This window comes from Lentzea sp. NPDC051838 (assembly GCF_040681245.1).
In the GTDB taxonomy this organism is placed as follows: domain Bacteria; phylum Actinomycetota; class Actinomycetes; order Mycobacteriales; family Pseudonocardiaceae; genus Lentzea.
Genome location: NZ_JBFAYI010000030.1, coordinates 85,772 through 104,741 on the forward strand (window position 1 = coordinate 85,772; position 18,970 = coordinate 104,741).

Below are 18,970 nucleotides of genomic sequence, written 5' to 3' on the forward strand. Positions count from 1 at the left end.
CCGTGCGAGCGGCAACGCGCCTCGCCGGTGTTTGTCAAGACTTTGTTAGGCAGGAACATCCGCTCGTGTGCGCCTGTCGGCGGCGGAAAGCACCACGTCGAGGAGGCCCGGGAAGAGAAGATCCAGGTCGTCGCGACGCAGCGACACCCACCGCTGGTTGCCGCGGCAGCGTGTTCGTGTGATGCCGGCTTCGCGCAACACGCGCAGGTGCTGGGAGAGGGTCGACTTCGCGACGTCGACCTCGAAGGCCCCGCACAGCCTCTCACCGCTCAACTGGATCTGGCGCACGACCGCGAGACGCGTCGGGTCGCTCAGCGCGTGCAGCACCGCGGCTAGATCAATGGCCTGTGGGGACGGCTCGTCCAAGTTCGGCACCTGTCCACCGTACCCGTGGAAGCCTCATGTTCCAGTGGCCCGAGGGTGTGCAGTTGCGTAGACCTCCCTCAAAGTCGTAACGGTTACCAGTGTGTACACCTGAGTGGTCGTAACCGATGCGTGCCCGAGAAGTTCTTGCACCACCCGAACGTCAGCACCCCCTTCCAACAGATGGGTGGCGAACGAATGCCGCAACGTGTGCGGAGACACCGCGGCGCTGATTCCGGCCTCCTCCGCGGCGGTCTTCAGAACGGTCCACGCGCTCTGCCGCGACAACCGTCCACCGCGCGCGTTCAAGAACAGCGCGGGCGTGCCACGACCCTTTGCCGCCAACGCGGGGCGTGCCCGAACCAGGTACGCGTCCACGGCGGCCAGTGCCGGTCGACCGACCGGGACGAGCCGCTGTTTTCCACCCTTTCCGTCGAGCAGCACTGTCCGTTCGGAAGCGTCGATGTCGTCCACGTCCAACCCGACGACCTCGGAAATTCGAGCACCCGTCGAGTACAGCAACTCCAGCAACGCCTTGTCCCGCAGGTTCCCCACGGTGTCGAGCAGCGTCAGGACATCGTTGACAGGTAACGCTTTCGGCAACCTCTTCGGCGGCGAAGGCGGGTGTACGGCGCGTGCGGCGTCATGCGGCACAACGCCTTCCTTGTGCGCGAAGCGGTGCAAGCCGCGCACGGCGACCAACGTCCGTGCCGCCGACGACGCCGCAAGACCGCTCTCCCGCAATGCAGCCAGGAACTCGCTCACCTGGATCTCGGTCACCGCACCGAGATCCGTGATCCCCAGAGCCTCCAGGTGTTCGGTGTACCGGCGCAGATCGCGGGTGTAGGAGTCGAGCGTGTTGCGTGCCGTGCCGCGTTCGACGGCGAGGTGGTCCAGATAGGTCGCCACCAGCTCAACGATCACGCCAGCCCTTCCAACACGATCTCGCCGTCACGAGCGTTGACCCCCTTGGCCAACGCCGCGTCCTCCGCCACCGCACGCTCAAAACCCTTGTCCGCCAACGCGAGCACGTACTGCAGCGTCACGTTCGTCAGCGCGTACGTCGACGTGTTCGGCACCGCGCCGGGCATGTTCGCGACGCAGTAGAACACGGAGTCGTGCACGCGGTAGGTAGGCGAGTCGTGCGTGGTCGGCCGCGTGTCCTCGAAACACCCGCCCTGGTCGACCGCGATGTCCACCAGCACGCTGCCGGGACGCATCCGCGACACCAGCTCGTTGCTGACGAGCTTCGGCGCCTTCGCCCCCGGCACCAGCACCGCGCCGACCACCAGATCCGCCCACTGGCAGGCCTTCTCGACCTCGTAGACGTTCGACGCGATCGTCTGCAGGTGGCCGCGGTAGGTGAAGTCGATCTGCCGCAACCGGTTGACGTTGTTGTCCAGCACGACGACCTCGGCCTGCATGCCGACCGCCATCGTCGCGGCGTTCATCCCGGCCACTCCCGCGCCGATCACCGCGACCTTGCCCGCAGCGACTCCGGGAGCGCCGCCGAGCAGCACACCCCGCCCGCCTTGGGCTCGCTCCAAGCAGTGCGCGCCCACCTGCGCCGCCATCCGCCCGGCGATCTCGCTCATCGGCGCCAGCAACGGCAGCGACCCGTCCGGCAGCTGCACGGTTTCGTAGGCGATCGCCGTGATGCCGGAGGAGGCGATGGCCTTGGTGCACTCCGGGCTCGCCGCGAGGTGCAGGTACGTGAAGAGCACCTGATCACGCCGCATCCGGTGGTACTCGGGCTCGATCGGCTCCTTGACCTTCAGCACCAGGTCCGCGGACGCCCACACCTCGTCGGCCGTGGCAACGATCCGCGCGCCGGCCGCTGTGTACTCGTGGTCCGGAAAAGACGAGCCCGCACCGGCGTCGTGCTCGATGACGACCTCGTGCCCGCGACGCACCAGCTCGACCACACCGGCGGGGGTGATGGCGACCCGGTACTCGTGGTTCTTGATCTCCTTTGGGACACCGACCAGCATCGTCGCAGCGTATTCCCGATATCGATCTGCTGCATCGGATAACGTGCTCAGCCGTGTCAGACGCATTCGGGCCAGAGCAGCAGCGCATCGGCAACCAGCAGCGCGAAGAGGCGATCACCGCGCTCAACGACCACTTCGCGCTGGCGCGGCTCGACATCACCGAGTACCAGGAACGGGTGAACCGCGCGTCCTCCGCGCAGTCCTACTTCGAGCTGGCAGAGCTGTTCCGCGACCTGCCCCAGCCGCACCCGCCGTTCCTCGCGCCGCCCTCGATGCCGCCGTTCCCCGCCGTGCCCCCGCCCCAGCCGGGCTTCGCGCCGCCGCAGCCCACCCAGGCCTACTACCCGCCGCCCACCGGACCGCAACCGCAGTACGCGCCGCCGCCTCCGCCTCCCGGCATGATGCCGCCGGGCGCGGGCTACCCGAGCCCTGCCGCCCCGTACGGCTACGACCCGATCACCGGCATTCCGTACTCGGACAAGTCGAAGGTCGCCGCGGGTGTGCTGCAGCTGTTCCTCGGCCACTTCGGCGTCGGCCGGTTCTACATGGGCGACACCGGGATCGGCGTCGCGCAGCTGCTGACCTGCGGTGGGTGCGGCATCTGGGCGTTGATCGACGGGATCATGATCCTGGTCAACGGCGGCACGGACGCGCAGGGCCGCAAGCTCAGGGACTAGGGCCTGTATCGAAGTCCCGTTCGATGAGAGTCGCGCCTGAGGTGGTTCCTGGTGGTGCGGCCGAACGGGCCGCATACCGGTGTTGTATTTGGGTCGTTCGGCCGTGCCGCCAGGGGCCGCCTCAGGCCCGGCTATCGCGAACACGGACTTCGATACAGGCCCTAGTTCTGCTCGGAGGCCGCCTTGATCGAGGCGGCCTCCGTCTCCACGTACCGCTTGGTCAGCGACTTCGACATCAGCCAGCCGATCGGGGCCAGCGCACCGGACACGGCGACCGCGAGGGTGAGCCGGCAGCCGTCGGGGTGCGGTTCCACGTCGTGCGAGGCGACGACGGTGACACCGGACGACTTCGACTCCCACGTGTACGACGCGCCATCGGTCATCTCGGTGACCGTCCAGACGCCGGGAGGCAGCTTGGGCTGCACCAGCTTGGTGCGTGAACCGAGGGCCAGCGGTCCGTCGTCGAGCCGCTCCACCGAGTCGACCGTCGGAATCCGCTCCGGCCACTGCTCGATGTCGACGAGCACGTCCCAGACGCGCTCGGGAGGGGCCGCGATCACCACTGTGTGCTGCAGGCCAGGCATGCGGAAAGCCTAGATCCCGGCGAGGTTCCTGGCCACGCCCCAGATTGCGGCGATCACGATGACGGTGACCCCGACCTGTTTCGGCACCGATCGCTTCTGACCGGTCCACTTGTCCCGCGTCCACCGCGAGAACAGCCACACGGCCAACGGCACCCCAAGCGCCAACATGACCGCGTTGAAGTGGAACGCGCCGACGACATCACCGTGCAGCAACGCGTGCACCATGCGCGTGACCCCGCACGCCGGGCAGTTCAGCCCCGTCAGCCAGTTGAACGGGCACTTCGGCAGCAGGTTGCCGGGCTTGTTCGGGTCGACGAACAGCAGCAACACCGCGCCCGCACCACCAAGGGCGAGAACGCTGAGCGGCGCGCGCAACCGCGTGACCGCACCACTCAGCGTCTTCATCGCTCCAACCTACTTCTTGCGCGCGACGAACCGGGTCGGCTTGTCGCGGAAAGGCGCATCCGCCGGACGAGCCTCCGCACGACCGTCCAGCACCTCGCGGGCCGCGAGCAGGCCGGCGACCGACGACGCGTTCACGATGTCGCCCGCCAGCACCATGCGAACCGCCTCGTCGAGCGGGAAGCGGTGGATCTCCAGATCCGCCTCCTCCTCGCCCTGCACCTCGCGGTCCACCTCGGACAGTTCGCGCGCCAGGAACACGCGCACGACCTCGTCGGTGAACCCCGGCGACGCGGCGACGTCGACCAGCACGTGCCACTCCGAGGCGTCGAGCCCGACCTCCTCGGCCAGCTCGCGGCGCGCGCCCACGACCGGCGGTTCGCCGTCGTGGTCGAGCAGACCCGCGGGCAGCTCCCACAGGTGCCGGCCGAGCGCGTGCCGGTACTGATGGACCAGCGTGACCTCACCGGCGGCGTTCACGGCCACGACCGCGACCGCGCCGGTGTGCTCGACGATCTCGCGCTTCGCCGTTCCGCCGCCGGGCATCTCCACGTCGTCGACGCGCAACGCCAGGATCTTGCCGACGTGCACGTCCTCGCTGGAAACCGTCCGGAAGTCGTGCCTCACTTCGACGCGCCTGCGGTCAGCGGCAGACGGTCCGCGACGCGGTAGTCGATCGCGGCCTTCACGAACGCCGCGAACAACGGGTGCGGCTTCGTGGGACGCGACTTGAGCTCCGGGTGCGCCTGCGTGGCCGCGTAGAACGGGTGCACGTCGGCGGGCAGCTCGACGAACTCGACCAGGCGGCCGTCCGGCGACACACCGGAGAACACCAGACCGGCGTCGGCGAGCTTGCCGCGGTAGGCGTTGTTGACCTCGTAGCGGTGACGGTGCCGCTCGGAGACCTCGGTCGCGCCGTACGCGTTGGCCACGACCGAACCCGGCGTGAGCTTCGCGATGTACGCGCCGAGCCGCATCGTGCCGCCCATGTCGCGCTGACCGGAGACGACGTCCTGCTGGTCGGCCATCGTGGAGATGACCGGCGAACCGCCCTCTTCGAACTCGCTGGAGTTCGCGTCCTCGATGCCCGCGAGGTTGCGCGCGGCCTCGATCACCATGCACTGCAGGCCGAGGCACAGGCCCAGCGTCGGCACCCCGCGCGTGCGGGTGTACTTCAGCGCGCCGATCTTGCCCTCGATGCCGCGCACGCCGAACCCGCCGGGGATCAGCACCGCGTCCATGCCGGACAACGCCCGCGCCGCGCCTTCCGGCGTCTGGCACTCGTCCGACGGCACCCACTTGACCTCGACCTTGGCGTGGTGCGCGAAACCGCCCGCCCGCAGCGCCTCGGTGACCGAGAGGTAGGCGTCCGGCAGGTCGACGTACTTGCCGACGAGCGCGATCTTCACCGTCTCGGACGGGTTGTGCACGCGCTCCAGCAGGTCGCCCCACACCGTCCAGTCGACGTCGCGGAACGGCAGGTCGAGGCGCCGCACCACGTACGCGTCGAGGCCCTCGGCGTGCAGCACCTTGGGGATGTCGTAGATCGACGGCGCGTCGACGGCGGCCACGACCGCCTCGGTGTCGACGTCGCACATCAGGCCGATCTTGCGCTTCAACGCGTCCGGGATCTCCCGGTCCGCGCGGCACACGATCGCGTCGGGCTGGATGCCGATGTTGCGCAGCGCCGCGACGGAGTGCTGCGTCGGCTTGGTCTTGAGCTCGCCGCTCGGCGCCAGGTACGGCACCAGGCTGACGTGCAGGAAGAAGACGTTGTCGCGGCCGACGTCGTGACGCACCTGGCGGCACGCCTCGAGGAACGGCAGCGACTCGATGTCACCGACCGTGCCGCCGACCTCGGTGATGACCACGTCCGGGGTGACGCCGTCGGCGTCCGGCTCGGCCATCGCGCGGATGCGGCGCTTGATCTCGTCGGTGATGTGGGGAATGACCTGGACCGTGTCGCCCAGGTACTCACCACGCCGCTCCTTGGCGATGACCTCGGAGTACACCTGGCCGGTCGTCACGTTCGCGTCGCCGCTCAGATCCCGCGCGAGGAACCGCTCGTAGTGGCCGATGTCGAGGTCCGTCTCCGCGCCGTCGTCGGTCACGAAGACCTCGCCGTGCTGGAACGGGTTCATCGTGCCGGGGTCCACGTTCAGGTACGGGTCGAGCTTCTGCATCGTTACCCGCAGGCCGCGCGAGGTGAGCAACTGGCCGAGGCTGGAGGCGGTGAGCCCCTTGCCCAGGGAGGAGGCGACGCCTCCCGTGACGAAGACGTGCTTGGTCGTACGTGCCTGCTGCACCAACGGGGCTCCCGTGAAAATCGTGGGGGCGAAATCCCCCTATCCACGGGCCATAACGCTAACACGCCGCCGGTCACTCAGCGCACCACGACCCGGCAGATCACATCACCCGATCGGCGCAGTGAGGGGTTTCCCCGAAGTTCCCCCGGCACGGGCCGAGATCAGGAATCGTTGTCACGTGACCTTCGACGTGGCAGGGGAAGCAGCCAGAGCCGTGCGGGAACGCTCCGCGGCATGGCGTTTCATCGAGGGATTCGCGGCCGCGTGGGCCGAGCCGATAGGGCCGCTCGACGGCTGGAGCCGCGCCGAGCTCGCGGCTACCGAGGAGCAGCTGTGCGTGCGGCTCCCGGAGGCGCTGAAGGAAGCGCTGTCGTTGTTCGGCAAGCGCCCGGACCTGACGAGCAACCAGGACCGGCTGCTGACGCCGTCCGAACTGCGCCTGGATCAGGACGTGCTGATCTTCCGCGACGAGAACCAGTGGGTCGCCGCGTGGGGCGTGGAGCTCGGTGCCGACGACCCGGCTGTGGTGATCAAGCTCGACCTGATCGACAAGTCCGAGGAGCGCTGGGACGCGTGGCTGCCGCGGTTCTCGCTCGCGTGCGTCGAGATGGTGCTGTCCGAGGCGTTGTTCCGCGACGGGGCCGAGACAGCCGACAGGGAGACGTCCGAGGCGGACGTCTCCCTGCTGGAGGAGCACTTCACCGAGCTGCCGCTGAACTCTCCCGGCACGCGCTGGTTCGTCCGCGACGACGTGATCGTGCGCGAGGACGACGGTCAGTGGCTGTGGGCCCGCGCCCGTACACCGCATGCACTCGAGGTGCTGCAGAAGGCGCTACCAGGCGACTGGACGACTGAATACTGAATGCAGTCTTTGTATTCAGTATCCGGGATTCAGCCTGCGGTACCCGGTGACGACGCTTCGGCGTTGCCGGCCACCCCATACCGTCCACTGCGGCCTTCCAGCTGTTCGCGCAGCGCCATCACGACGACGACCTGGCCGGCCGGCGTGTCGGAATTGTCTACAGTAGACAGAATGGAAGTTGCGTTCGTGTCAGCGCGGACGACGCCGATCGCGCCGGTGCCGTTCGCGGAACCGTTCGCACCGGCGAGCACGACACCCGCACCCGAGCGGTCGAGCTGCGTCGCGAACCGCGCGACCGTCGAAGCCCTGTCGGCCGCCGAGTCGCCGATCGCCGCGCCGCCCGTGAGGACGATCGCGAGCTGAGCGGGCTTCACGCCGGAGGTCGCCTTCACGAAGCCGGCGTTGGACAGCCCGGAGAGGGCGCTGGCCGTCTCGTCCGCGGTGGCCTGCGGTTCGTTGTTGGCGGGGTTGAGCAGCAGCAGTTTGCCGAACAGGCCACCCGCGCGCGTGCCGGGGTCACCGGCCGTGGGGAGCTGCGAACCGGCGGGCTGCAGCCGTGCCACGAGGTCGCGGAGCTGGTCCGCGCGGGACGGGTCGGCGAACGCGTCGGTCAGCTGGATCTCGCCCGTCACGGCGGCGCCGGCGGACTTCAGCAGTCCACTCAGAGCGTCCCGATCGGACGGACGAGCGTCGGACGTCGTGACGATGACGACCGTGCGGTCGGTGAGCCTGTCCTTGACCGCGAGCGGGCCGACGGACGCGGCGAACTTGTCCGCCTCGGTCAGCTTGGCGTTCAACGCGTTGCGGTCGTTCTGCAGGTCGTTCACCTGCTGTGCCAACGAGTTCTTCTCGTCGCTCAACCCGGACAACAGCCGCCCGCTGATCGCGGTCGACCCCAGCACGACACCGACCGCGAGCGCCAGGAACACCGCGGTTATAGACACTATGTGGTAGCGCAGCGAGATCACGAGAAGAACCCCTTGAACCAGTTGACGACGAATTGCCACGCGTCGACCACGATGTCGACGTAGACGTGACCGACGCCGGACACCGACAGCGCCGCCACCATGGCGACGATCGCGGCGACCACCAGCAGGACGATCACGCCCATGGACACCCGGCTGCGATGCAAGGTCGCGACGGCCTCCCCGTCGACGAGCTTGCTGCCGAGCTTCAACCGGGTGAGGAACGTGGAGGGGTTGGAACCGGAGTGCCCGCGGTCGAGGAACTCGCGCAACGTCGCGCGCAGCCCCACCGTGACGACCAGGGACGCTCCATGTGCCTCGGCCAGCAGCAACGCGAGATCCTCCGCGTTGCCCGACGCGGGGAACGTCACCGCGCCGATGCCGAGGTCCTGGATCCGCTGCAGACCCGGCGCGTGGCCGTCGGTCTGCGCGGGCACGACGACCTCGGCGGCCGCGCGCAGTGACGCGGTGCCGATGCCGTCCGGGTCGCCGACGATGATGTCCGGCTTGTACCCGGCGTCGTGCAGCGTGTCCGCGCCGGTGTCGACGCCGATCAGCACCGGCCGGTACTCGCGGATGTACTTGCGGAGCTTGCGCAGCTGTTCCGCGTGCGACGGTCCACCCGCGACGACGAGCACCTGCCGGTCGCGCATCGGCACGTACACCTCGGGCACGCCGACGCCGTCGAGCACGAGGGCCCGTTCACGGCGCAGGAACTCGATGGTGTTGGCGGAGAAGGCTTCCAGCTGCGCCGACATGCCGGCCTTCGCCTCGATCATGGCGTCGGCGATGCTCTCGGCGTTCTGCTCGATCCCCTTGGCGAGCTCGCGTTCCCCGGCGTAGACGACACCGTCGTGCAGCCGGATCTTCACGCCTTCCTTGATCTCGCGCAGGGCGACCGCGCCGACGTTGTCGATGAGCGGAATGCCCGCCTCGATCAGCAGTTCCGGACCCAGGTTGGGAAAGCGCCCGGAAATGGACGGCGAGGCGTTGACGACACCGACCACCTCGGCCGCGACGAGTGCCTCCGCGGTGCGCCGGTCGAGGTCGACGAGGTCGAAAACAGCGACATCACCGGGACTGATTCGCCGCACCAGGTCGCTCGCGCGCCGATCAACCCGCGCGACGCCCGTGACACCGGGAAGTTCGTGGTTGGAGCGGCTCAGCAGCCCGGAAAGCTTCATGCGTCAGATAGTGACTCACGGTGCGCACGCGACAGGTGAGGCACGCCGGGTAATTCGCGCTGGTCAGTCGTCGGGGTGAACTACTACGGCCCCAAACGCGAGGATTGTTGCTCCGATCAGGACCCAGATCCCGTTGCCGAAGCCCGCTTCCAGAGCCGGATCGATGGCGATGTTGCCGGTCTTGTGAAAGCTGATGGCGTTCAGCAAATACACGAACAGCATTCCCGTGACGCCGGCGAGTGCGGCGGCTCCGGCGAATGCGACTTTTCGCCACAGGATGCCCGCGAGTGTTGCCGCGGCGGCCGCGGCGATCGGGATGCCGAACAGCGGGGCGTGCTGATCCGGGGTGGCGCCGAAGTGCGTGCTCCAGCCCGTGGTGACGTAGGCGGTCTGCGGCTGGTCCGGGGCGAGCCGGATCAGCAGTTCCGAGAACGGCAGGAACGTCGCCGTGACGGCTGCCGCGGCTGCCGCGACGAGGAGTGCCGCGGTGAGGAGCTTCACCTGGGCTCCTTCTGTGCCGCGATGGCACCGGTCAGGGCTGCCAGCGTTCCGGCTGCGAGGAAGACCAGGCCGTAGCCGATCGCGAAGTCGCCTTGCTGCTCGACGGCGTGGCCGCGTTCCGAGATCGTGAGCACGGTGGTGATGCCGACGGCGCCCAGCTGCGCGGCGGCTCCTGCCAGCGCGGCGCGGTTGACCCAGATTCCCGCGACCAGGAACGCGGCGGTGATCGCGATCGGCACGCCGTACCAGGGCGAGAGCTCGCCGGCGGGCCAGTCACCGGGCTTGTTCACGACCTCGGTGCCCCACGCCCTGACGATGACCTCGACATTTCCCGCGTACGTGGTCGAGTACCACGGCAACACCAGTGCCGTCGCCGTCAGCACCACCCCTGCCGCGATCAACGCCACGGCCGTCGGTCTTCCGATCACCGCGTCTCCTGCTGTTCTTCCTGCTCCAGCACAGCGATCCCGAACGGTGGCGTGTCGTCGTCGCTGTCGAGCTGATGCACGACCACTTCTTCTTCGGACTCTTCTTCCTGCGGCGGTTCCTGCTTCCGCTGCAGGAGCGCCGCGCCGACCAGCCCGATGATCGCACCCGCTGCCATCAGGTACAGGCCGTGGAGGAGATCGAACTCCACCTTCGGCCCGCCCTCTGCCGGCCACGCGCTCATGACCTCCGCCTCGTGCCGGATCTGCAGCCAGTACGCGAGCACGATCCCGCCCAGCGCACCCGCCGCCGCCATCGCCGCGGGCCTGCCGACGAACGCGGTCTGCCTGCGCAGCACGAGCACCGCGGCCACCACCATCAGCCCCGCGGCGATCACCAGCGGCCAGCCCATGGCTTGGTAGGCGTCGCGATCGGGCCCGTCCTTCGGCTCCGACATGACGATCCACAGCGTCGAGGTGTACGTCTGCTCGTTCGCGACCACAATCCGGGCATAGCGGTAGCTGGTGCGGTAGGTCGCCTCGAAGCTCCCCACGAACGCCAGGCCGGCCCCCAGCACCAGCAGCAGGACAGCGATCTTCCCCCGGTCAATCACTCTTCGGCTCTTCCTTCTGGCTCGGCTGTTCCAGCGGCTCCACGATCACCGGGAACCCGTACGGCGGCGTCTCGCTCTCGTCGCCTTCGATCTGGTGGATCACCACGCCGTCGGCAGCCGGCTCGCTGACCCTGCGCGGCAGTTCCTGGTGCAGCACCGCCGACACCACCCCCACCCCGGCCGCGACGATCAGCATCGTCACCCCGTCGCCCTGCTCGACGTCCAACGGCACCGGCGCCTCGAGCTCCTTCAGCTTGCCGATGATCCCCTGCACGCTCGTGACCGCCGACCACGCCGCGCCCGTCAGCAACCCGGCTCCCAGCAACGACCCCACCCGAGCCGCCGGCACCCGGAACGCCAGCACCGTCGCCAGCACCATCACCAGCGCGGCCCCCACCGCCGGTTCGCCGAACTCGATGGGCCCGAGCATCAGCGCGCCCCGGAAGTCGTCCCGCTCGGTGACCCACGACGTCGCCTCGTACCGCAACGTCCGCCCCTGCAACTCGACCTGCACGGCGTAGGAGTTGAGGAAGGTCGCCGCGATCGCGAGCCCGGCCGCGACGAACACCAGCACCGCCCCGAACACCCGGCGCGTGGTCACAGATCCGGTCCACCTTCCACCGCACCACCGTGTGCGTCCGCTGACCGGAGCTTCGGTCAAGCTCCCATCATGCCCGCCCGACGGGGCAAGGTCGCGTCAGAGACACGACGACCGGCGCGGTCCGCGATCTGCGCGGACACACGCCGGTCTGAGTGGGTCTTGTCAGGCCTTCTTCTTGCGGCGCCTCACCACGGGAGCCGCCGACTTGTCCGCCTTCGCCGCCGCCAGCAGTTCCTCGGCGTGGGCGCGACCCGTGTCCGTCGAGTCCATGCCGGCCAGCATGCGAGCGAGCTCGACCACCCGCTGCGTCTCGTCCAACCGGCGCACCGCCGACCGCGTGAACGTGCCGTCCGCCGACTTGTCCACCACCAGGTGCCGATCGGCGAACGCCGCCACCTGCGGCAGGTGCGTCACGACGATGACCTGGTGCGAGCGAGCCAGCCGAGCCAGCCTGCGCCCGACCTCGACCGCCGCGCGGCCACCGACACCGGCGTCGACCTCGTCGAACACCAGGGTCGGCACCGGGTCGGAGTGCGAGAGGACGACCTCCAGCGCCAGCATCACGCGCGAGAGCTCGCCGCCGGACGCGCCCTTGTGCACCGGCAGGGCCGGGGCGCCGGGGTGCGAGATGAGGCGGAGCTCCACGTCGTCGACTCCCGACGCGCCCGCGTGCAGGATCGAGCGGCCCACGTTCAGCGCCTGCGGGTCGCCCGACTCGGCGTGGCGGGGGCGCACGGCCAGCTCGACCGACGCGTGCGGCATCGCGAGGCCGTCGAGCTCCTCGGTGACGGCCTTGCCCAGTTCCAGGGCCGCTTCCGTGCGCGCGGCTGTGACCTGCTCGGCCAAGCCGGCCAGCTCGACGGCCAGTTCGTCGCGGCGAGCGGCGAGACCGGCCAGCGCCTCTTCCGAGGTGTCGAGGCCGTCGAGGCGCGCGCGGGCGTCCGCGGCCCACGCGATCACGCCGTCGACGTCCGCCGCGTACTTGCGGGTCAGCGCCTTCAGCTCGGCCTGGCGCTGCAGCACCTGCTCGAGGCGACCGGGGTCGGCTTCGAGGTGGTCGAGGTAGCCGGAGATCTCGGCGCCGACGTCGGCCAGCAGCGTCGCCGCCTCGACCAGACGCGGTTCCATCTCGCGCAGCTTCGGGTCCTCGGACGCGGACAGACGGCGAGCGGCCTCGGAGATCAGGCCGAGCGCGCCGGGGTTGTCCGGGTCGCCCTCGAGCGATCCCGACACCGCGAACTGCGCGCCCTGAGCGGCTTCGCGGAGCTGGTCCGCGTCGGCGAGACGACGGGCCTCGTCGTGCAGCTCTGCCTCTTCGCCTGGCTTGGGGTCGACCGCGTCGATCTCGGTGAGGCCGTGCCGCAGCAGGTCGGCCTCGCGGGCCAGCTCGCGCGAGCGTTCGGTGCGTTCCTTCAGCTCGGTGGTGACCTTGAGCCACTCCTCGCGAACCGACTGGTACGCGCGCAACGGCTCGGCCACGTCGTCGCCCGCGAAGCGGTCCAGCACACCGCGCTGCTCCGTCGGGCGCATCAGCCGCAGCTGGTCGTTCTGCCCGTGGACGGCGATCAGCTGCTCCGCCAGTTCGGACAGCACGCCGACCGGCACGGAACGACCGCCGACGTGCGCGCGGGAGCGGCCGTCGGAGCCGACGGTGCGGATCGCGATCAGCGAACCGTCCTCGTCCGGCTCGCCGCCGACCTCGTCCGCCACCTTCGCGGCAGGGCTGCCCGCCGGTGCCTGGAAGCGGCCTTCGACCACCGCCTTGTCCGCACCGGTGCGCACGCGGGACGCCTCCGCGCGGCCACCGCCGAGCAGGTGCAACCCGGTCACGACCATGGTCTTGCCCGCGCCGGTCTCACCAGTCACGACGGTGAATCCGGGGTCTAGTTCAAGGGTGGCCTCGTCGATCACGCCAAGGCCATTGATGCGCATCTCGGCCAGCACAGGGCGAACCTTACTTGTCGAGTCCGACATTTCTTCGCGGGCACCGTAACGAGCGAGTGCCGATGCACCGAGCGGCGCGATCAGCCTGCCGATGGTCCCCGCCATCCCTTCACCGGCAGGTCGAACTTCTCGACCAGCCGGTCCGTGAACGGAGCCTGGCGCAACCGCACGACCTTGAGCGGCACCGCGCCTTCCACGATCTCGATCCGCGCGCCGGCTGGCAGCTCGAACGTGCGGCGGCCGTCCGCGGACAGCGCCGCCGGATGACCCGTCGCCTCGATCTCGAACGCCACGTGCGACTTCGGCGACACGACCAGCGGCCGGGCGAACAGCGCGTGCGCGTTGCTCGGCACCACCAGGATCGCCTGCACGTCGGGCCACACGACCGGCCCGCCCGCGGAGAACGCGTACGCCGTCGAGCCCGTCGGCGTCGCACACAGCACGCCGTCGCAGCCGAACGCCGACACCGGTCTGCCGTCGACCTCGACGACGACCTCCAGGATGCGCTCGCGGATCAGCTTCTCGACGCTGATCTCGTTGAGCGCCCACGTCTTCACGACGACTTCGCCGTTCACCTTCGCGATGAGGTCGAGCGTCATGCGCTCTTCCACGAAGTAGTCGCGCTCCAGCACGTGGCCGACCGCCTCGTGCAACGCGTCCGAGTCCGCCTCCGCGAGGAACCCGACCCGGCCGAGGTTGACGCCCAGCACCGGAACGCGCGCGGGGCGGGCGAGCTCGGCACCGCGCAGCAGCGTGCCGTCACCGCCCAGCACCAGCACGAGCTCGGTGCCCTCGGCCGCGTGGTCGTCGGCCGGTACGACCTTGGTGCAGCACGACGGGCCGAGGTCACGCGCCTCGTCGTCGAGCACCCTCGTCGTGACGCCCCCGACCGCGAGACGGCCGGCCACCTGACGGGCGAGATCGATGTTGCTCTGGTGGCCGGTGTGGACGACCAGCAGGATTTCCCTCATTGGGGCCCTTCTGCGACAGCGGTACGCACCATCTCCGCGGCGTCCACAGGATCGCCTTTGCGGAGCCAGAGGAAGTATTCGACGTTGCCGGACGGACCTGGCAACGGGCTCGCTACGACCCCGTGCACGGCCAGGCCTGATTCCGCTGCTGCCTCAACCACTTCGAGGACGGCTCCGGCGCGCAGCTCGGGGTCGCGGACGACGCCACCGGAGCCGAGACGTTCCTTGCCGACCTCGAACTGCGGCTTGACCATCGGCAGCAGGTCGCCCTCCTCGTCGAGGCACGCGGCGAGTGCGGGAAGCACAAGCCTCAACGAGATAAACGAAAGGTCCGCTACGCAGAGTTCAACTTTTCCGCCGATGTCCTCGGGGGTGAGGGTGCGGACGTTGGTCTTGTCCTTCACCACGACCCGGTCGTCGGTCTGCAGCTTCCAGTCGAGCAGACCTCTGCCGACGTCGGCCGCGACGACCTGCCTGGCGCCCTTGCGCAGCAGCACGTCGGTGAAACCGCCAGTGGATGCGCCGGCGTCGAGACAACGCCTGCCGGTCGGGTCGATCTTGAAGCCGTCGAGCGCGCCGATCAGCTTGTGCGCGCCCCTGGACGCCCAGTTCGGGTCGTTGCCGAGGTCTTTGACGACGACCGCGTCGGAGGTCTCCACGGCGGTCGCGGGTTTCGTCGCGACGGTGCCGCGCACCGTGACGCGGCCGTCCGCGACGAGTTGGCTGGCGTGCTCACGGGACCTGGCGAGCCCCCTGCGCACGAGTTCGGCGTCGAGCCGCACCCTGCGAGGCACTGTGCATCACACCTGTTCGATGCTCGACAGTGCGTCGGTGAGCGTGGCGTGCACGGCGTCGAACCGCGCCACGTGCTCGGCGAGGGGAACGTTCTCGAGCCCGTCGAGCCGCTCCAGCGCGCCGTCGATGGCGTCGGCCGGGTTGGGCGGCGGTCCGGGCAGGGGGTAGCTCACGGTCTTACGGTAGCCGATGCAGTACCGACAGGTCCGCGCCGACATACGTGGGCCGCTGGTCTTCCGGAAGCGCTTGCGCCTCTTCAGCCGTCGACACACCCGTGAGCACAAGCAGCGAGTCCATCCCGGCGTTCACCGCGCCCAGAATGTCCGTGTCGAGCCTGTCGCCGATGACGAGCGGACGGTCTGCCTGGAGCTCCTTCGCCGCCTGCTGGAGCAGGGGCGTGGCGGGCTTGCCGGCGACGAGCGGTTCCTGGTTCGTGGCCGTCCTGAGCGCGGCGACCATGCTGCCGTTGCCGGGCAGCAGACCGCGTTCGGTGGGCAGGGTGGCGTCGACGTTGCACGCCACCCACAGCGCGCCTTTTCTGATCGCCACGGCGGCCTCGGCCAGCTCGCGCCAGCCGAGGTCCATGGAGAGTCCCTGCAGAACCGCTACCGCGCCCTCGGCGGTGTCGGTCGGGATGAGCCCGCGCTTGAACACCTCGGCTTCGAGAGCCTTGGTGCCGAGCACGAGCACGGTGGAGCGCTTCGGCAGACGATCGGCCAGCATGGCCGCGCCCGCCTGGGCGGAGGTGCTCACCTCGTCGATGCTCGTCTCGAACCCGAGCTCGACGAGGTGATCAGCGACCGCCTGCGGTGAGCGAGAAGCGTTGTTGGTGACGTACCGGATCCCGAGGCCCTTGGCTCTGGCCTTCGCGATCTGTTCCGCGGCGCCGGGAACGACCTCTTTGCCGCGGTAGACGGTGCCGTCGAGATCGATCAGCAACGCGTCGTACCGGTCGACCAACGTCTCGCTCACTCTTGTCCGTTCTCCTCCGTGGAGGCGGTGTCGTCCTGGGTCAGCTCGAACGCGCGCTCGGCGGCGTCCGTCTCCCCTTCGTCGTCGGCCTCGGCGGCGTTGAGGAACCACTTGACGGCTTCCTCGATGCGACCGGCCGCGGCCAGGTTGTCTGCGTAAGCGTAGAAGAGCCGCGCGGAGTAGGGAGTCCGCTGCCCCGGATCGAGGTCCGGCCCCTGCAGCGCGACGACCGCCGCCTCCAGCTGCCCCATGTCCCGGCGAGCACCGGCCGCGACGATCCGCAGCTCGATCTCGTCCTCCTGGGACAGGTCCTTCACAGCCGGGTCCTTGGCCAGGTCGATGGCCCGCTCCGGCCGGCCCAGGGCCCGCTCGCAGTCGGCCATGATCGCCAGGTGGCCAGGTCCGGCCATCATCCGGCGCGCGGCCCGCAGCTCGCTCAGAGCCTCGGCCCACTCGTCCGCGAAGTACGCGGTCAGACCAGCCGCCTCGCGCACCACGCCGACCCGCGCCGCCTTGCTGCGCGCGTACCGGGCGTGCTCCAGGGCGAGCTCGGGCTCCTCGTCGATCAGCAGCCCAGCCGCGGCCAGGTGCCGGCCGACGATCTCCGCCAGACCCTTGGGCAGGCTGCGCAGCTCGGCCCGGATCTCCGGGTCGAGAGCCGACAGGTCGGCCTCTTCCGGCAGCTCGGGACGGCCACCGCGGGGCGCGGGCGCCTCGTCGCGATCTTCCCGCTCGTCCTGGTCGCCGCGAACTTCGCGGTCGTCCTCGTCGTCGTCGCTGTCGCCGTCGCCGTCCTGGTCGTCGTCAGCGTCGGCGTCGGCGTCCTCGCGGGCCTCGACGGCGTCGGTGTCGTCGTCCTCGGCGTCGACGGCAGCCGGGCCGCTGTCGACGTCGCCCTGCTCATCGGAGTCAGTGGCCGACTCGGCATCGCGACCGGCGGCGGCACGCGTGGCCGCGGCACCGTCGCCCAGGCGGTAACCCGGACGCTCGGCAGCCTCCGAGGTCACCTCGGCGGCCTCGTCGGTGCCGGCGGTCTCCTGCTCGGCAATGCGCTCCTGGAAGCGCGCCGCACGCTCACGGCTGCGCTCGTCCCGGCGGTCGTCACGCTGCGGCGCGGAACGCTCGTCGTTGCGGTAGCCGCCACGGTCGTCCGACCGCTCGCCGCGGTACCCACCGCGATCGCCCGAGTCGCTCTTGCGGTAACCACCGCGGTCGCTCGAACCCTGGCCGCGGTACCCACCACGGTCGCCAGAGCCCTCGCCCCGGTATCCGCCACGCTCACCGGAATCGCTCTTGCGGTAACCACCGCGCTCGCCACCGGAACGGTAACCGCCACGGTCGCCCGAGTCGTCCTTGCGGAAGCCGCCGCGGTCGCTCGAGCCCTGGCCGCGGTACCCACCACGGTCGCCGGAGTCGCTCTTGCGGTAACCGCCACGCTCGCCACCCGAGCGGTAGCCACCACGGTCACCGGAATCGTCCTTCCGGTATCCGCCGCGCTCGCCACCCGAGCGGTAGCCACCGCGATCACCGGAATCGTCCTTGCGGTAACCACCGCGCTCGCCGCCGGAACGGAAGCCGCCACGGTCACCGGAGTCGTCCTTGCGGTAACCGCCACGCTCGCCGCCCGAGCGGTAGCCACCGCGGTCGTTCGAGTCGTCCTTGCGGTAACCGCCACGCTCGCCACCGGAACGGAAGCCACCACGGTCGTTCGAGTCGTCTTTGCGGTAACCCGGACGGTCGCCGCCGGAGCGGTAGCCCCCACGGTCGCTGGAACGCCCGCCGCGATCACCGGAATCGTCCTTGCGGTACCCGCCGCGCTCGCCGCCCGAGCGGTAGCCGCCACGGTCGTTCGAGTCGTCCTTGCGGAAGCCCGGACGGTCACCACCGGAGCGGAACCCGCCGCGGTCTCCGCCAGAGCGGAAGCCACCGCGGTCGCCCGAGTCGTCCTTGCGGTAACCACCACGGTCGCCACCGGAACGGTAGCCACCACGGTCGCCGGAATCGTCCTTGCGGAAGCCCGGACGGTCGCCGCCAGAACGGAACCCACCGCGGTCTCCACCCGACCGGTAGCCACCACGGTCGCCCGAGTCGTCCTTGTGGTAACCGCCGCGCTCGCCGCCAGAGCGGTAACCGCCACGGTCACCCGAGTCGTCCTTGCGGAAGCCGCCGCGGTCGCTCGACCCCTGGCCGCGGTACCCACCACGATCGCCGGAGCCGCCTTCGCGACGCTGGTAGCCGCCGCGGTCGTTCGAGTCGTCCTTGCGGTAGCCGGGACGGTCGCCGCCGGAGCGGTAGCCGCCGCGGTCGCTGGAGTCGCTCTTGCGGTAGCCGCCGCGGTCGCCCGAGCTCGAGCGGTCGCTGCGGTAGCCGCCGCGGTCGCTGCCGGAGCGGTTGCCGGCGCGGTCGTCTCGACGGTCTCCGCTGCGGTTGCGGTCGCCGGAGCCCTCACCACGCTGGTAGCCGCCGCGGTCTTCGCGCGGCTTGAAGTCGCGACCGCCGCCAGAGCCGGCGCGGTCGTCACGCTTGTTGTTGCTGAACTTTCGATCGCCTGTCGAGCGGTTGCCGTCGGACTGGCGCGGTCGGTCTCCCTGGCCACGCTGACGGTCGCCGGGACGATCCCCGAACCTGGACACCAAATCCTCCTATGGACACGCTGAAAGGGGCCTGTGAGCGAGCACTGTTGTTGTGCCCCGCATCACAAGCCCCTTCAGGGAAGTAAAGTTCGGCGGCGACCTACTCTCCCACACCGTAACCAGTGCAGTACCATCGGCGCAGAAGGGCTTAACTACCGGGTTCGGAATGGGACCGGGTGT

General features: G+C 69.7%; 21 protein-coding genes and 1 rRNA gene. 2 read left to right on the forward strand and 20 right to left on the reverse strand.

Annotated features, from left to right (window positions below):
- Nucleotides 1-45: 45 nt before the first annotated feature.
- Genes AB0M24_RS39015 through ald form a run of 3 tightly spaced genes read right to left on the reverse strand, consistent with a single transcriptional unit; the run spans nt 46 to nt 2,354 of the window.
- Nucleotides 46-375, reverse strand: coding sequence for a helix-turn-helix domain-containing protein (locus AB0M24_RS39015; protein ID WP_086668375.1), 330 nt, complete (start codon nt 373-375; stop codon nt 46-48).
- 24 nt (nt 376-399) lie between these two features.
- Complete coding sequence (gene xerD, locus AB0M24_RS39020) at nt 400-1,284, reverse strand: site-specific tyrosine recombinase XerD (RefSeq protein WP_363778603.1); 885 nt, start codon at nt 1,282-1,284, stop codon at nt 400-402.
- Nucleotides 1,284-2,354 (reverse strand): alanine dehydrogenase, encoded by a 1,071-nt coding sequence (gene ald, locus AB0M24_RS39025; protein WP_363778560.1) that lies wholly within the window; start codon nt 2,352-2,354, stop codon nt 1,284-1,286. Before ald ends, xerD begins: the two co-directional genes overlap by 1 nt.
- 53 nt (nt 2,355-2,407) lie before the next feature.
- Here ald and AB0M24_RS39030 point away from each other — a divergent pair, with 53 nt between their 5' ends.
- Entirely contained in the window at nt 2,408-3,031 is a 624-nt protein-coding gene (locus AB0M24_RS39030) for an NINE protein (RefSeq protein WP_363778562.1), read from the forward strand.
- 161 nt (nt 3,032-3,192) lie between these two features.
- On the opposite strand, the gene AB0M24_RS39035 is transcribed toward AB0M24_RS39030, so the two are convergent.
- From AB0M24_RS39035 to AB0M24_RS39050, 4 genes are read right to left on the reverse strand one after another with little or no spacing between them, the layout of a single operon-like run.
- Nucleotides 3,193-3,615, reverse strand: a complete 423-nt coding sequence (locus AB0M24_RS39035; RefSeq protein ID WP_363778564.1) for an SRPBCC family protein — start codon at nt 3,613-3,615, stop codon at nt 3,193-3,195.
- Between the two features lie 9 nt (nt 3,616-3,624).
- A complete protein-coding gene (locus AB0M24_RS39040; RefSeq protein WP_363778566.1) occupies nt 3,625-4,020 on the reverse strand; it encodes a DUF2752 domain-containing protein in 396 nt (131 codons plus the stop codon).
- Between the two features lie 9 nt (nt 4,021-4,029).
- Nucleotides 4,030-4,644 carry an NUDIX hydrolase gene (locus AB0M24_RS39045; protein WP_363778568.1) on the reverse strand — a complete coding sequence of 205 codons (615 nt, stop codon included), beginning with the start codon at nt 4,642-4,644 and terminating at the stop codon, nt 4,030-4,032.
- Complete coding sequence (locus AB0M24_RS39050) at nt 4,641-6,326, reverse strand: CTP synthase (RefSeq protein ID WP_363778570.1); 1,686 nt, start codon at nt 6,324-6,326, stop codon at nt 4,641-4,643. Before AB0M24_RS39050 ends, AB0M24_RS39045 begins: the two co-directional genes overlap by 4 nt.
- Nucleotides 6,327-6,501: 175 nt before the next feature.
- On the opposite strand from AB0M24_RS39050, the gene AB0M24_RS39055 reads away from it, so the two are divergent.
- Nucleotides 6,502-7,185: a hypothetical protein gene (locus AB0M24_RS39055; protein WP_363778572.1), complete on the forward strand. Its 684-nt coding sequence runs from the start codon at nt 6,502-6,504 to the stop codon at nt 7,183-7,185.
- Between the two features lie 29 nt (nt 7,186-7,214).
- On the opposite strand, the gene AB0M24_RS39060 is transcribed toward AB0M24_RS39055, so the two are convergent.
- From AB0M24_RS39060 to rrf, 13 genes are all read right to left on the reverse strand, one after another.
- Nucleotides 7,215-8,153: a copper transporter gene (locus AB0M24_RS39060; protein ID WP_363778574.1), complete on the reverse strand. Its 939-nt coding sequence runs from the start codon at nt 8,151-8,153 to the stop codon at nt 7,215-7,217.
- On the reverse strand, nt 8,150-9,334 hold the full coding sequence (gene steA, locus AB0M24_RS39065; protein WP_363778576.1) for a putative cytokinetic ring protein SteA: 1,185 nt from the start codon (nt 9,332-9,334) through the stop codon (nt 8,150-8,152). The genes AB0M24_RS39060 and steA overlap by 4 nt, the downstream gene beginning before the upstream one ends.
- Nucleotides 9,335-9,397: 63 nt before the next feature.
- Nucleotides 9,398-9,835, reverse strand: a complete 438-nt coding sequence (locus AB0M24_RS39070) for a hypothetical protein (protein ID WP_363778578.1) — start codon at nt 9,833-9,835, stop codon at nt 9,398-9,400.
- The gene (locus AB0M24_RS39075) at nt 9,832-10,263 is read right to left on the reverse strand and encodes a hypothetical protein (protein ID WP_363778580.1); all 432 of its coding nucleotides are present in this window, start codon (nt 10,261-10,263) and stop codon (nt 9,832-9,834) included. The genes AB0M24_RS39070 and AB0M24_RS39075 overlap by 4 nt, the downstream gene beginning before the upstream one ends.
- Nucleotides 10,260-10,874, reverse strand: a complete 615-nt coding sequence (locus AB0M24_RS39080) for a hypothetical protein (RefSeq protein WP_363778582.1) — start codon at nt 10,872-10,874, stop codon at nt 10,260-10,262. Before AB0M24_RS39080 ends, AB0M24_RS39075 begins: the two co-directional genes overlap by 4 nt.
- Nucleotides 10,867-11,475: a hypothetical protein gene (locus AB0M24_RS39085; RefSeq protein ID WP_363778584.1), complete on the reverse strand. Its 609-nt coding sequence runs from the start codon at nt 11,473-11,475 to the stop codon at nt 10,867-10,869. The genes AB0M24_RS39080 and AB0M24_RS39085 overlap by 8 nt, the downstream gene beginning before the upstream one ends.
- Nucleotides 11,476-11,637: 162 nt before the next feature.
- On the reverse strand, nt 11,638-13,419 hold the full coding sequence (gene recN, locus AB0M24_RS39090) for a DNA repair protein RecN (protein WP_363778586.1): 1,782 nt from the start codon (nt 13,417-13,419) through the stop codon (nt 11,638-11,640).
- 80 nt (nt 13,420-13,499) lie between these two features.
- Nucleotides 13,500-14,390, reverse strand: a complete 891-nt coding sequence (locus AB0M24_RS39095; protein ID WP_363778588.1) for an NAD kinase — start codon at nt 14,388-14,390, stop codon at nt 13,500-13,502.
- Nucleotides 14,387-15,184, reverse strand: a complete 798-nt coding sequence (locus AB0M24_RS39100) for a TlyA family RNA methyltransferase (RefSeq protein ID WP_363778590.1) — start codon at nt 15,182-15,184, stop codon at nt 14,387-14,389. The genes AB0M24_RS39095 and AB0M24_RS39100 overlap by 4 nt, the downstream gene beginning before the upstream one ends.
- A 6-nt stretch (nt 15,185-15,190) precedes the next feature.
- A complete protein-coding gene (locus tag AB0M24_RS39105; RefSeq protein WP_045317932.1) occupies nt 15,191-15,403 on the reverse strand; it encodes a hypothetical protein in 213 nt (70 codons plus the stop codon).
- On the reverse strand, nt 15,363-16,157 hold the full coding sequence (locus AB0M24_RS39110) for an HAD-IIA family hydrolase (RefSeq protein ID WP_363778593.1): 795 nt from the start codon (nt 16,155-16,157) through the stop codon (nt 15,363-15,365). Before AB0M24_RS39110 ends, AB0M24_RS39105 begins: the two co-directional genes overlap by 41 nt.
- Nucleotides 16,154-18,790 (reverse strand): hypothetical protein, encoded by a 2,637-nt coding sequence (locus AB0M24_RS39115; protein WP_363778595.1) that lies wholly within the window; start codon nt 18,788-18,790, stop codon nt 16,154-16,156. Before AB0M24_RS39115 ends, AB0M24_RS39110 begins: the two co-directional genes overlap by 4 nt.
- 87 nt (nt 18,791-18,877) lie before the next feature.
- Nucleotides 18,878-18,970, reverse strand: a 5S ribosomal RNA gene (rrf, locus tag AB0M24_RS39120); the annotation flags it as partial.

Bases quoted from the DNA above. Each gene is read 5' to 3' on its own strand.
- AB0M24_RS39095 (WP_363778588.1), bottom strand. From the start codon at position 14,390: ATGAGGGAAATCCTGCTGGTCGTCCACACCGGCCACCAGAGCAACATC.
- AB0M24_RS39105 (WP_045317932.1), bottom strand. From the start codon at position 15,403: ATGTCGGCGCGGACCTGTCGGTACTGCATCGGCTACCGTAAGACCGTG.
- ald (WP_363778560.1), bottom strand. From the start codon at position 2,354: ATGCTGGTCGGTGTCCCAAAGGAGATCAAGAACCACGAGTACCGGGTC.
- steA (WP_363778576.1), bottom strand. From the start codon at position 9,334: ATGAAGCTTTCCGGGCTGCTGAGCCGCTCCAACCACGAACTTCCCGGT.
- AB0M24_RS39040 (WP_363778566.1), bottom strand. From the start codon at position 4,020: ATGAAGACGCTGAGTGGTGCGGTCACGCGGTTGCGCGCGCCGCTCAGC.
- AB0M24_RS39035 (WP_363778564.1), bottom strand. From the start codon at position 3,615: ATGCCTGGCCTGCAGCACACAGTGGTGATCGCGGCCCCTCCCGAGCGC.